We start from the raw sequence: 12,835 nt of genomic DNA, 5'->3' as shown, positions 1-12,835 counted from the left end.
GGCCGCCCGCTAACGTCCCGGCATCATGATCATCTGTCCGGTCTGCGACCACGTACAGCCCGAGGGCACCGAGTGCGATGTCTGCGGGAAGCGCTTCCCGGTGGACGCCGCGGGCGCGACGCCCCCGGTGGCCCCGCTGCCGGAGCTGGAGCTGACGCCGCACGCCGGGGGCCGCGACGCGGTGAACGCGCAGCCATTGCCGGAGCTGGACATCACGCGCCTGCGCAGCGGGCCGGACCTGCCGCCGCAGGTGGTGCAGGACCTGGAGCTCACGCGCTCGGCGCCCACGGGGGACCTGCCGGTGGCGGTGCTCCCCGAGCTGGACACGGGCCGCGCGCCGGATGACGGCGTGCGCACCGCGGCCCCGCTGGGCGCCGTGGTCTGCCGCTACTGCCGCAACGTGCAGGCGCAGGGGCTGCTCTGCGACAACTGCGGCATGCGGCTGCCTCGCGCCCGCGTGGCGCCTGTCGTGGTGGCCGGGAAGCCGGGCGAGGACAACGACTGGATGGCCTGCCCCTCGTGCCACACCCGGGGCCGCCCGGGTCGGGCCTGCTCCGAGTGTGGCACGCGGCTGGTGGAGCAGACATGAGCGCCTCTGAGTCCGGCTTCAAGGCGGAGTATGCGTGCAGCGAGGGCTGCGACTTCCGGGCCTCGCTCCTGGATGTCGTCTATCGCTGCCCGCGCTGCGAAGGCCTGCTGGAGGTGCGTCACGACGTGGACGCCCTGCGAGCGGTGCCCGCGGCGGAGTGGAAGCGGCGCTTCGAGTCGCGCTTCGGTTCATCGCGCCTGCCGGATGGCTCCGGCGTGTGGGGCAAGCGCGAGTGGGCCTACCCACAGCTCCCCGTGGAGGACATCGTCTCGCTGGGCGAGGGCCGCGTCCCGCTCAAGCCCCTGCCGCGCATGGCGTCCGAGCTGGGGCTGTCCGCGTTGGACCTGAAGGAGTGCGGCGTCTCGCCCACGGGCAGCTTCAAGGACTGGGGCATGACGGTGCTCGTGTCCGCCGTGAAGCACATGCGGGCCCGGGGCGTGCCCCTGCGCGCCGTGGCGTGCGCGTCCACGGGAGACACCTCCGCGGCGCTGTCCGCCTACTGCGCGGCGGCGGGGATTCCCGCGGTGGTCTTCCTGCCGCGCGACAAGGTCTCCCTCGCGCAGCTGGTGCAGCCCATCGCCAATGGCGCGCGTGTGCTGTCGCTCGACACGGACTTCGACGGCTGCATGCGCCTGGTGCAGGCGGTGACGGCGGACACGGGCCTGTACCTGGCCAACTCGATGAACTCGCTGCGCATCGAGGGCCAGAAGATGGTCGCCGTGGAGCTGTGCCAGGACCTGGGCTGGGAGCCACCGGACTGGGTGGTGATTCCGGGCGGCAACCTGGGCAACGCCAGCGCCCTGGGCAAGGGCTTCGAGCTGATGCTGGAGCTGGGACTCATCACCCGCAGGCCGCGCATCGCCGTGGCGCAGGCCCAGCGCGCCAACCCCCTGGCCCGCGCCTTCCGGGGTGGCTTCCAGGAGCTGCGGCCCATGCAGGCCGAGAGCACGCTGGCGTCCGCCATCCAGATTGGCAACCCGGTGTCCTTCCGCCGCGCGGTGCGAATCCTCAAGGCCTTCGACGGCGTGGTGGAGGAGGCGACGGAGTCGGAGCTGGCCAACGCCGCCGCGCGCGCGGACCGCGAGGGGACGTTCACCTGTCCCCAGACGGGCGTGGCGCTCGCGGCGCTGGAGAAGCTCGTCGCCCAGGGCGTCATCGAGAAGGGCTCGCGCGTGGCGGTGGTGTCCACCGCGCACGGGCTGAAGTTCGCCGACTTCAAGGTGGGCTACCACCGGGGCACGCTGGCGGACGTCACCAGCCGCCACGCGAATCCCCCGGTGCAGCTGCCCGCGAACCTCGACGCGGTGCGCTCGGCCCTGTCGGACCTGGGCTGACGTCGCGAGGGAAGGGCGGGGCTCACCTCGAGGGGAGCCCCCGCCCCCGGAGATATCGAGGCGCGCGTCAGTCCGCGAGCAGCGGGACGCGCTTGTCGATGGTGAGCCCGAAGCCCGCGAGGCCCCGGTAGGTGATGTCCGTGTTGGTCATCACCTGCAGCGTGCGCACGTTCAGGTCATTGAGGATCTGACAGCCCATGCCCAGGTCGCGCGTCTCATGCGGGCCGCTGCGCAGGTCGGCGCTGCCGTCCGCGTTGCGCTTGTGGTGGATGCCGAAGTCGTCCCCGTGCATGCCGGGCAGGTACACCAGGACGCCGGTGCCCTCGCGCGCGATGCGGGCGAGCGACTGGTCCAGCAGCGCGTTGCAGTTGCACGTGGGCGAGCCGAACACGTCGCCCATCGTGCAGGCCGCGTGCAGGCGCACCAGGGCGCTCGGGCGGGCGGCGGGGTCTCCCTTCACCAGCACCAGCGACTTGGCGCCGTCCGGCAGCCACGTGTACGTGAGCGCCGTGAAGTCGCCGTAGCGGGTGGTGACGGTGTGCTGGCCCGGCTCGCGGCGCACCAGCCGGTCCTTGCGGCGGCGGTACTCGATGAGGTCCGCGATGGTGATGACGCGCAGCTTGTGCTCCAGCGCGAAGGCCTGGAGGTCCGGCATCCGCATCATGGTGCCGTCGTCCTTCACCAGCTCGCACAGGATGCCGGAGGGGCCCAGGCCCGCCAGCCGGGACAGGTCCACGGTGGCCTCGGTGTGGCCCGCTCGGCGCAGCACGCCGCCCTCGCGGTAGCGCAGCGGGAAGATGTGCCCGGGGCGCAGGAAGTCGTTCGCCTGGCTCTCCGGGTCCGCCAGCGCCAGGATGGTCTTCGCGCGGTCCACCGCGGACACGCCCGTGGTCGTCCCGTGCCGGTAGTCCACGGACACCGTGAAGGCCGTGCGGTGGGACTCGGTGTTGTCCGACACCATCTGCGGCAGCCGCAGCGCGTCCAGCCGGTCCGCCAGCATGGGCATGCAGACGATGCCGCTGGTGTGGCGCACCATGAAGGCCAGGTGCTCGGGCGTCACCTTCTCCGCCGCCATGATGAGGTCGCCCTCGTTCTCGCGGTCCTCGTCGTCCGCGACGATGACGAACTTGCCGTCGCGGATGTCCTGGATGGCATCCTCGATGGAGGAGAGCTTGGCGTCGTGGCTCATGGTGGCTTCGGTCCGCTCGCGGGTCTGCATGTGCAGGCGCATGTAGCGTCTAGGTCCGGGGCTGGCAAGCCAACCCGCCTCCCGGCGTGCGCCCGGATGATGGGCCGGAGTAGGTCCTCCAGGGGCGCTCCTCCGACTGCCCGTTTCGGTGTGGGCGGAATCGTGTGCGACCTGGAAGGTTGGAGTCCCCAGGGACGATGACTCGACGCGTGGGACGGGCTGCTGTAGGATGCCCGGTTCCGAGATGAGCGCCAACACCCAGGACTTGAGGACGCGGCTCGACCAGCTCCAGGAGAGCCTGTCCGTCCGCCAGAGCACCACCCACTTCGCCCACACCGGGGTCGCCACCATGGTGGCCCTCATGTTCGGTGGGGCGGCGGGCAAGCTGTTCTACGACTCCCTGCGCACCCCGCTGCTGGCCTGGGGCGTGGCCCTGCTGGCCGTGGTGCTGCTGGGGTATGCCTTCCGCCGCTACGTGCTGGGACGCCGGGTGCTGGCGGACGAGCTCCAGCGCTACCAGACGATGCTGGAGCTGCGCAGCCAGCTCCGGCTGGACGAGCCCTCGGCGCTGCTGCCCCAGTGAGCGGGGCGCGCAAGCTCTCCCGTCGGGGCCGGTTCATCGTCCTGGAGGGACTGGACGGCGCCGGCACCACCACGCAGGCGGAGCGGCTGGCGGCCGCGCTGCGGGCGGAGGGGCATGGGGTGCTCACCACGCGTGAGCCCTCGGACGGGCCGGTGGGGACGCTGATTCGCCAGGCCCTCACGGGCCGCCTGGGCCTGCCCCAGGGCGCGGGGCCCCTGACGCCCCAGACGCTGGCGCTGCTCTTCGCGGCGGACCGCACGGACCACCTGGCGGCGCGCGTGTTGCCGGCGCTGGAGGAGGGAAAGCTCGTCCTGTGTGACAGGTACGTGCTGTCCTCGCTGGCCTACCAGGGGGCGTCCCTGCCCATGCGCTGGGTGGAGCAGGTGAACGATTACGCCGTGTCGCCGGACCTGACGCTGTTCGTGGGCGTGGCGCCGGAAGTCGCCGCGAAGCGACGGGCGGCGCGGGGTGGGGCGGCGGAGCTGTTCGAGGCGGACGAGGCGCAGCGGCGCATCGCGAAGCAGTACCTGGCCGCCATCCGCCGCCGCGCGAAGAAGGAGCGCATCGTCCACATCGACGGTGAGCAGGGCATCGAGGCGGTGACGCGGGCCTCGCTGGTCCAGATTCGCAGGCTGCTCGGCCGCAAGCGCTAAAGGGGGCCTGAAGCCCCCCGTGGTCGGGTGCGCCCCAGCCCCGAGGGGCGGGGGCCGAGCCCTTGGAATTCGGACATCGCGGACAGTCCCCCCGACTCGCGCCACGGAAATCCGAGCCGTTGCGGTAGAGTCCGCCGCTCCATGGAGCGCACGGGCGCGGCGGCGATCATCATCGGCAACGAGGTCCTGACGGCGAAGGTCCAGGACCAGAACGGTCCGCACCTCATCAAGAGGCTGCGCGAGGTGGGCATCCCCCTGCGTTCGGTGGAGACCATCCTCGACGACGTGGACGCCATCGTCGACGCGATGAACCGGGCGCGGCAGCGCGCGCGCTACGTGTTCACCAGCGGCGGCATCGGCCCCACCCACGACGACGTCACGGTGCGCGCGGTGGCGATGGCGCTGGGCAGGTCCGTGGTGCGCCTGCCGGAGATGGTGTCGCTCATCGAGGCGCGCGCGCCCGAGGGCAAGGTGACACCGGAGGGCATGCGCCTGGCCGACGCACCCGAGGGCGCCGTGCTGCTGCCCCAGGCGGGCACGTGGTACCCGGTGCTCACCGTCGGGGACGTCTACCTGCTGCCCGGCGTGCCGCAGCTCTTCCGGATGCAGCTGGAGACGGTGCTCGCGCGCCTGAGCGGCAGCCCCGTGGTGCTCCAGAACCTGTTCCTGCGGCTGGGCGAGAGTGAAATCGCCGCCGTGTTGGACAGCGTGGCGCTGAACATGCCGCACGTGGCCATCGGCTCGTATCCGGAGTTCGACCCGGCCAAGGACTACCGGGTGAAGATCACCGTCGAGGCCGGCGAGCGAGGCCCGGTGGAGGAGGCCGTCGCGCGCATCATCGGCGGCCTGCCCGACGGCGCGGTGCTGCGGCGGGAGTGACGACGCCTCCCGCCGCGCCCGGCGACTACAGCGACAGCCCCAGCCGCTGGCGCAGCCGGAAGAAGTCGTCGGTGAAGGACCAGGACACCAGGGTGCGCAGCCGCTCACCCTCGCGCACGGCCTGGATGACCGGCTCGGCCGAGTCCAGCTTCGCGCCCGCGAAGTTCGGGTCCTCGCGCAGCACCATGCCCAGGCCCACGGACACGTCGCCCGCCATCAGCAGGCCCGCGCGGTCCGCCGAGTAGTCCAGCGCGTCCAGCCACGGCGCCAGCTCCAGCTTCTGCACGTCGCCCAGCGACATCGCGGGGCCCTCCAGCGCCTTGATGGCCTTGCGGGAGAACGCCTTGCGCAGCTGCTTCACCGCCTCGTCGTTGCGCCGGCCCAGCGCGGAGAAGTTCTGCGCGTGGATGCGGATGGCGTTGCCGAACAGGTCCGCCGTCTCGCCCTGCGACAGCTTCTCCAGCACGGCCGCCTTGTTGAGCAGGCCCAGCGCCGCGCGGCCCAGCAGGAACTTCTGCTCGCGCGCGTTGAAGCGGCGCACCACGTCCTGACCGATGCACACCGACATGGGCTCGGTCGTCTCCAGCACCGTGAGCCCGCGCCGCGCCTGGTACGCGTCGAACTCCTCGACGCCGAACACCTGCGCCACCGCGCGCACGGCCTTGTACACCGCGCTGTCCGGCTTGAGCTTGTCCGTCTTCGGGTTGACGCCGACGATGTCGAAGCTCGGCGGGTAGACCTTCTCCAACTGGTCACCCATCGCCCGCAGCACCTCCAGCAGCGGGCCGCGGACGCCCGGGTGCAGCAGCACCGTGTCCACGTCCGTCGACGTCAGCGCCTCGCGAGCCTCCTGCGCCAGCCTCGCGCGGCCCTCCGTGTAGAAGGCCAGCTCCACCTCGTTCGTCGAGCGCAGGAACTGGAGCACCGACGCCACGCAGAACGCCTTGTCGAGCTGCTTGAGGCCCTCCCACAGCTTGAACAGCGCGTGCAGGCTGTCCACCCGCGTCGGGTCCTGGCGGAGGATCTGCTTGTGCTCCTCGATGGCCATCGGCACGGACGACGTGTCGCGCGCGTACAGGCCGGCCAGCGCGAAGCGGGCCGTGAGGTTCGTGCCGTCCGCGTCCACCACCTGGCGGTACAGCCCGGTGGCGCGGGCGGGCTCGGACAGGGGGCCCGCGTACAGCTCCGCCACGCGGATGCGCAGGGCGCTCGCGCGGCGTGGGTCCGTGGCCGCCGAGGCCTGGGCCTCCAGGAGCTGCGCCAGCTCCGGCAGGTTCCTCGCGCGCTCGTACAGCGTCACCAGCTTGTCGATGAGCGTGGTGTCGCCGGGCGACAGCTCCAGCGCGCGGCGGTACAGCGGCGTGGCCGCGGCCGCGTCACCCAGGCCCTCGTCGTACGTGCGCGCCAGCTCCAGCGTGAAGCGCGCGCGGGCGTCCGCAGGCAGCTCCTGCTGCAACAGCTTGTGCAGGCAGTCCACCGCGCCCGCGTAGTTGCGCGCCTGCGTGTGCAGCGTGGCCAGCCGCTCCAGCGCCTCCTGGTGCCGGGGCTGCGAGGCGAGCACCGTCATCAGATACGCGATGGCGCGCGTCGCGTCGTTCAGGTGCGTCTGGTACAGCGTGCCCAGCGTGAGGTGGAAGGGCGCGAGCGTGCGCACGTCTCCGCCCAGCTGCACGCGCTGGGTCAGCATGGCCGCGGCCTCCGCGTACTGCTGGGCCTCCAGCAGCAGGGCGGCGCGCAGCTCCAGCGCCTCGATGTGCCCCGGCTGCGCCGACAGCGCCTTCTCCAGCAGCGCCACCGCGCGCGGCTTGTCTCCCAGCGCCCCGTGGTGAAGCCGCGCCGCGCTCACGAAGCCCGTGGCCGCGGCGACGTGGTCCTTCTGCGCCAGCTTCGCCTCGGCGCGCCGCTCGTGCAGCGCGGCCAGGTCCGCCGAGCCGCCCCGGTGCGCCAGCAGCTCCTCCAGTCCCGCCTGCGCCGCCGGGTGCAGCGGGTCTCTCTCCAGCGCCTGCTTGTAGAGCGCCGCCGCGCCGTCCGTGTCCTTCTGGATGAGCGACGCCAGCCGCGCCGCGCCGATGAACGCGTCGATGGCGCCGCGCGGGTCCTTGCTCAGCCGCGCCTCGGCCTCCAGCGCCGAGCGCGCCTCGGCCGCGTCTCCGCGCCGCATCGCCACGCGCCGCGTCCCCTGCAGCGCCGGGATGCACTGCGGCTGCAGCTCCAGCGCCTGCTTGTAGAGCGCCGCCGCGCGCTCCAGGTCCCCGAAGCGCGTCTCCGCGAGCTCGGCGGTGCGCAGCAGCATCTCCAGCGCCTCGTCCGCGTCGCGCGCGTGCGCCAGCCGCAGCGTGTACAGCCGGGCCAGGCCCGACACGTCTCCCGCCAGCTTGAGCGAGCGCTCCAGCGCGAACGCGAGCCGCGCGTCACCCGGGTCCGCCTCGAAGGCGCGCTTGTACGCCTCCAGCGTGCCCTCCGCGGGGCCCTTGTCCAGGTCCACCACGGCGGACAGCCGCAGCGCGGTGGCCAGGCGCGGATCATTCACCCGCTCGGCGATGCGCTGACGCAACTCCGCGCGGCGCGGCCGGTCCGAAGCGCGGATGCGCTCCAGCAGGGTGAGGGCGGTGAGGTTGCCCGCGTCCAGGCCCAGCACGGCCTCGCAGCACAGCGCCGCGCGCGAGGGCTCCTGGAAGCGGTCCAGGTACAGCCGCGCCAGCTTCAGGTACGCCGTCACCTTGGCCGCGGGCGTGTTCCCCACCTGCGTCTCGCGGTCCAGGATGGCGACCAGCTCCTTCACGTTGTCCTGCGCCAGGAACAGCCGCTCCAGCGCGCGCAGCGTGGCGGCGTGTCCCGGCGTCAGCCGCAGCACCTCCTGGTAGGTCTCGATGGCCAGGTCCGGGCGGCGCAGCGCGTCCTCCCAGATGACCGCGGCCTGGAACAGCGCGTTGGCGCGCTCCAGCGGGTCCGTGCGGTTGGCGGCCTCCTCTCGCAGCATCGCGACCAGGCTCTCCCACGCGCCCTGGGCGCGGTAGATGCGGGCCAGCGCGCGCAGCGCGGGGAAGTAGCTGGGCGCCAGCATCAGCGCCTCCTGGTACGAGGCGATGGCATCGTCCTCGCGGGACAGGCGCTGCTCGTACAGCTCACCAATCTTGTAGATGAGCGCGGCGGCCTGCTCGGTGGACTGGGAGCTCTCCGACTCCGCCCGGTACATGTCCACCAGCTTCTCCCAGCGGCCGTCCTGCGCGTACAGCCGGCCCAGGGCCTTGAGCGCGGGGAGGTACGACGGGGACAGCGCCAGCACGCGCTCGTACGCGGTGATGGCGCCCGCGCGGTCCTTCAGGTTCTCGTCGAGGATCTCGGCGTTGCGGTGCAGCAGCGACAGCACCTGCTTGGTGTCGCCCGCGAGCGACGCCTCCAGGTCGTGCGTCTCCAGCAGCTCCCGGAAGCGCTGCGCGCGCTCGTACAGCCGCGCCAGGTTTCGGATGGTGGGCAGGTGGTCCGACGCCAGGTCGAGGATGCGCTTCATGCACTCGATGGCGTGGTCCAGGTCTCCCAGCCGGTCCTCGTACACCCCGGCCATCTTGTTGAGCGTGGTGATGAGCTGATCCCGGTCCGACGTCTGGAGCAGGTCCTGCTCGAACATCGCCACCAGCTCCGCGAAGCGGCCCTGGCGCTCGTAGAGGCGGGTGAGGGCCTTCTGCGCGGGCAGGTAGCCGGGTTGAAGCTGCAGGCAGGAGTTGTAGCGGGAGATGGCGTCCTCCTGCCGTCCCAGCCGCTCCTCGAGAATCTCCGCGGCCTTGTACATGCGCGCGGCCTTCTGCTTGGCGTCCTCGGCGGCGGCGACCTCCGCGTCGAAGACGGAGACCAGCCCCTCCCAGTTCTGCATCCGGTAGTAGAGCTTGCCCAGGCCCGCGAGCGCCGCGGCGTGGCCGGGGATGCGCGCGACGATGGCCTGATAGCGCGCCGCCGCGTCGGCCTCGCGCTTGAGGACCTCCTCGTACAGCGCGGCCAGCCGCAGGTTGGTGGCGACCAGCTCGCTCTCGTCGTTGAGCGAGCCCACGCGCGCGAGCAGCACGTCCGCCAGCTCCTCGAAGCGGCCCTGCGTCTCGTAGATGCCGGCCAGCTCGCTGAGGATGAGCGGGTCATTGGGCGCCGCGTGGCGTCCGTCCAGGAGCGCCGCCAGGGCCTCGCCCTTCTGACCCATGCGCTCGTGGACCTTGGCGATCTGCAGATAGGCCGGCGCGGCCTGGGCCCCCAGCAGCGTGGCCTCCGCCGTGAGCGCCTCCAGCAGCTCCTCGGTGTGTCCCTCTCGCTCGGCGGCCCGCTTGAGCGCGGCGAGCAGCAGCGGGTCCGCGCGGTCCAGGGCGAAGGCCTCGCGCAGCAGCGACGCGGCGGGCTCGCGCTGCTTGAGGCGCTCCTCGAGCAGCAGGCCCGCGGACGTCAGATAGTGCGCGCGCAGCGACGGCTGCTGCATGGTGGCGGCCAGCAGCCGGTAGACCTCCACCAGCGCCGCGGCGTCATTGCGCGCGGCGTAGACGGACTCGAGCTGCGTGAGGACCACCACGTCGGTGGGGCGGCGCTCCAGGCACTGGCGCAGGCACGCGGCGGACTCCTCGTCGCGGGACAGCCGCTCCTGCAGGACGATGCCCTTCTCGAACAGGAGCGCGGCCTGGTGGCGCGCGTCGTCGGTGGCGGCCAGCTCCGCGTCGAGCAGCTGGATGACCATCTGCCAGTTGCCCACGTCCGCGAAGAGCCGGCGCGCGGCGCGGATGTTGACCAGGTAGCGCGGCGCGAGCTTGTACGCGTTCTGGAACGCGACGGCCGCGTTGCGCGGATTCTTGAGCGGCTCCTCCCAGAGCAGGCCGACCTCGTGGAAGAGCTGCGCGGCGGTGGTGGCGTCCGTCGCGCTGAGCGTCCGGGCCTCGCGCTCGAGCGAGGCGATGCGCTCGCGGGCCTCGTCCTCCATGCTGGGCGTGGGCGCCGCCTGGGGCGCGGCCTGGACGGACTGCGTGAGCACTTCCGTGGCGGAGGGGCCCGTCTTGCCAGACACGACGGCGGTCGGAGGAGGGGCGGCCGTGACAGGGGGTCGCGGGATGTCGTTGCGCTCGCTCATGAAAGGCCGGCTCCGGGGGCCAGGGATGATGAGGGGAGAATGGCCGGGAGCGGTCGTAACACGCGCTTGCCCGGTCCCTCAACTTCCCGACTTTCCAGGCGATTTGGGTGTCCGGATACCCGGGGAGCAGCCGTGCGCCTGCTCGGGAATCCGGGGGGCGGCGGTGGGGACACGCCCACGAACCGGCCACCCGATGGATCCGCCGCGGCGTTGTGGTGGAGTTCGTGGTGAGCAGGGGTTCCCCCGAAGGAGAGACACAGGTGCCGAGCCAGATGACGCGGTCCCAGGTGATGAAGGCGCTCGAGGCGGCCGGCGACCCGAGGGTGCGAGAGCGCTATGTGCGCGACGGCGCCGGGGAGAACGTGTTCGGCGTCTTGATGGGGAAGGTTCGCGCGCTCGCCGGCCAGGTGGGACAGGACCACGCGCTGGGCCTGGAGCTCTGGGCCACGGGGAACCACGAGGCCCGCCTCCTCGCCTGCATGCTGCTGGACCCGGAGGCCCTCACGGAGAAGGCGGCCCGCGAGCTGGTCGAGCCGCTCACCCTGCCGCTCCTGGTGGACGAGCTGGTGGGCCGGGTGCTCGTGAAGGCGCCGGTCGCCGAGGCCCTGGAGAAGCGCTGGAGGGACGGCGATCAGGAACTGCCGCGCCGCGCCGGCTGGAAGCTCCTCGCCGGACGGATTGCGGCGGGACTCGCGAAGGACCTCGATGTCGGGGCGACGCTCGCTCGCATCGAGAGCGAGCTGCCGGGGGCGCCGTACCGCGTGAAGGAGGGCCTCAACCATTGCCTCGTGTGGATCGGCATCCATCTGCCGGAGCACCGCGCCGAGGCCATCGCCATCGGTGAGCGGTTGGGGCGCTGGGACCCGAGGCCCATCCCGAAGGGCTGCACGTCCAGCTACGCGCCGGAGTGGATCGCCGCGGTCCTCGCGCTGCGCAAGGGCGAGAAGACCGAGGCGCGCAAGAAGATGGAGGCCGCGGCCGGGAAGAAGAAGCCCGCCCCGGCGCGTGAGAAGCCCTCGGCGAAGAAGGCGGCACCCGCGAGCAGGACGAGCGCGTCGAAGACGCCAGCTCCGGCGAGCCAGAAGCGCGCGCCGAAGAAGGTGGCGGCCCGGAAACGCGCGGGCTGAGCGGTGGGCGGAGCGAGGCTCCGCCGAACCGGACTGTCCCTACAGCAGCTCGCTCAGGTTGCTCTCCGCGATGCTCGTCAGCAGGGAGACGCGCTTGTGCAGCCACGACCCGAACGGCTGGATGCGGCCAACGGGCGTCTTCTTCGGCAGGTCGGTGATGCTCTCGTCGAACGCGACGATGGCCCGCTCCCCGGCGGCGTTCACGGAGCGGTTGTCGAAGGCGAAGGACCGGTCGACATGCCAGCCGCCATGGAAGGGCTGGAGGTCCTCCAGCGCCTCGTTGCCCGAGGCCTCCACCAGGTCGTTGATGTCGTAGACGTCGTCGGCGATCTCCATGCAGCTCCAGCCACCACCGGTGACGTTGCCGGCGTGGAAGCACGGCAGGTCCTCGTCGGCGTTCGCGGAGATGATCCACGTGATGGAGCCGTAGACGCGCAGGAAGTACTCCCAGCTCGACTCCTTCTTCCTGGGCTTGAGCGGCCGGGCCTTCAGCCACTGCCCGATGCGCGGCTTGTGGAAGCGCACGAAGAACGACACATGTTCCTCGGCGGACGCGATGCGCTTCTTGTCCTTCTTCGCGTCGACCAGCTCCGCGATGAAGTGCCCCGAGGGGATTCGCTCATGGAGGTCCTTGAGCATCGCCACGGCGAGGTCCACGGCCTCGAAGGCGTCCTGGGGCTTCGGGAACTTCGTGCCCTTGGGCCGCGAGGGCTTCCTGGGCGCGCCCTTCACGGGCTTGGGCTCCGGATTGGGATACTTCGCTTTCCAGAGCTCCTGGTTGTACTGCACGAAGCCGTCCTTCTCCTTCGCGCGGACGCGCTTCTCCGCGTAGGCGACGGCCGCCTCCCAGCTCGCGTGCGCCTTCTCCTGGCGATCCTCGAGGGTGTGGTTCCCATCGACCTGGATGGACCAGTACTTCTTCCCACCCTTGAGGTACTGGCGCTCGAGCACCTTCTTCGAGTTCGGGTTCCAGGCGTTGCCATCACGGAAGCCCAGGTTGCGGTAGCGAGCCAGCAGGTCCTCGACCTCGGAGGCGTCGACGAGCGCGACGTGGTGGTGCCCGTTCAACGTGCCACGGCGAACCTGGGCCTTGTCCCCGCGCACCGAGATATCGACGTAGAGGAGCCAGCCTCCCCGATACAACACGTGCCGCGCCGTCACGGGCGCGGAGAACTTCTCCGCCTTCGGATCCCGCTTGTAGAGCCTCCCGGCGCTCGAGACGCGCAGCTCACCGCCCTCCGAGTAGAGCCAGATCTCATCCTTCACATCGAGCTGCGGGTCCGAGTACCAGATGGCGTCACCGCCATTGAGCTTCTGAAGTCGCTTCCAATCAGGATCAGCCATGAAGGAGTTCTCGCCCGGAGCCTGGAGGACGTCAATGCG

At 71.5% G+C, this 12,835-nt stretch carries 9 protein-coding genes; 6 read left to right on the top strand and 3 right to left on the bottom strand.

Going from position 1 to position 12,835, the window contains the following annotated elements:
* The first annotated feature begins 25 nt into the window (after positions 1-25).
* Together FL311_RS03500 and thrC are read left to right on the top strand one after the other, a co-directional pair.
* Positions 26-589 (top strand): hypothetical protein, encoded by a 564-nt coding sequence (locus tag FL311_RS03500; RefSeq protein WP_141323439.1) that lies wholly within the window; start codon positions 26-28, stop codon positions 587-589.
* Positions 586-1,923: a threonine synthase gene (thrC, locus tag FL311_RS03495; protein WP_141323438.1), complete on the top strand. Its 1,338-nt coding sequence runs from the start codon at positions 586-588 to the stop codon at positions 1,921-1,923. The genes FL311_RS03500 and thrC overlap by 4 nt, the downstream gene beginning before the upstream one ends.
* 67 nt (positions 1,924-1,990) lie before the next feature.
* On the opposite strand, the gene ribB is transcribed toward thrC, so the two are convergent.
* Positions 1,991-3,112, bottom strand: coding sequence for a 3,4-dihydroxy-2-butanone-4-phosphate synthase (gene ribB, locus FL311_RS03490; protein WP_228556652.1), 1,122 nt, complete (start codon positions 3,110-3,112; stop codon positions 1,991-1,993).
* A gap of 244 nt (positions 3,113-3,356) precedes the next feature.
* Between ribB and FL311_RS03485 the strand changes: the two genes are divergently transcribed.
* The 3 genes from FL311_RS03485 to FL311_RS03475 all read left to right on the top strand — a co-directional run bounded on the left by FL311_RS03485 (position 3,357) and on the right by FL311_RS03475 (position 5,227).
* Entirely contained in the window at positions 3,357-3,695 is a 339-nt protein-coding gene (locus FL311_RS03485) for a hypothetical protein (protein ID WP_223747354.1), read from the top strand.
* The gene (tmk, locus tag FL311_RS03480) at positions 3,692-4,348 is read left to right on the top strand and encodes a dTMP kinase (RefSeq protein WP_141323436.1); all 657 of its coding nucleotides are present in this window, start codon (positions 3,692-3,694) and stop codon (positions 4,346-4,348) included. The genes FL311_RS03485 and tmk overlap by 4 nt, the downstream gene beginning before the upstream one ends.
* A 141-nt stretch (positions 4,349-4,489) precedes the next feature.
* Positions 4,490-5,227: a molybdopterin-binding protein gene (locus FL311_RS03475; protein ID WP_141323435.1), complete on the top strand. Its 738-nt coding sequence runs from the start codon at positions 4,490-4,492 to the stop codon at positions 5,225-5,227.
* Positions 5,228-5,252: 25 nt separating this feature from the next.
* On the opposite strand, the gene FL311_RS03470 is transcribed toward FL311_RS03475, so the two are convergent.
* Positions 5,253-10,325, bottom strand: coding sequence for a tetratricopeptide repeat protein (locus FL311_RS03470; RefSeq protein WP_141323434.1), 5,073 nt, complete (start codon positions 10,323-10,325; stop codon positions 5,253-5,255).
* A 272-nt stretch (positions 10,326-10,597) separates the two neighbouring features.
* Here FL311_RS03470 and FL311_RS03465 point away from each other — a divergent pair, with 272 nt between their 5' ends.
* Positions 10,598-11,452, top strand: coding sequence for a DNA alkylation repair protein (locus FL311_RS03465; RefSeq protein WP_141323433.1), 855 nt, complete (start codon positions 10,598-10,600; stop codon positions 11,450-11,452).
* A 39-nt stretch (positions 11,453-11,491) separates the two neighbouring features.
* Here the strand turns inward: FL311_RS03465 and FL311_RS44900 are convergent, their stop codons facing one another.
* Positions 11,492-12,796: a hypothetical protein gene (locus FL311_RS44900; RefSeq protein ID WP_228556651.1), complete on the bottom strand. Its 1,305-nt coding sequence runs from the start codon at positions 12,794-12,796 to the stop codon at positions 11,492-11,494.
* Positions 12,797-12,835: the final 39 nt, after the last annotated feature.

It is taken from the genome of Myxococcus sp. AB025B, from assembly GCF_006518215.1.
Classification (GTDB): domain Bacteria; phylum Myxococcota; class Myxococcia; order Myxococcales; family Myxococcaceae; genus Myxococcus; species Myxococcus fulvus.
This window is presented reverse-complemented; position numbering and strand designations above follow the sequence as displayed.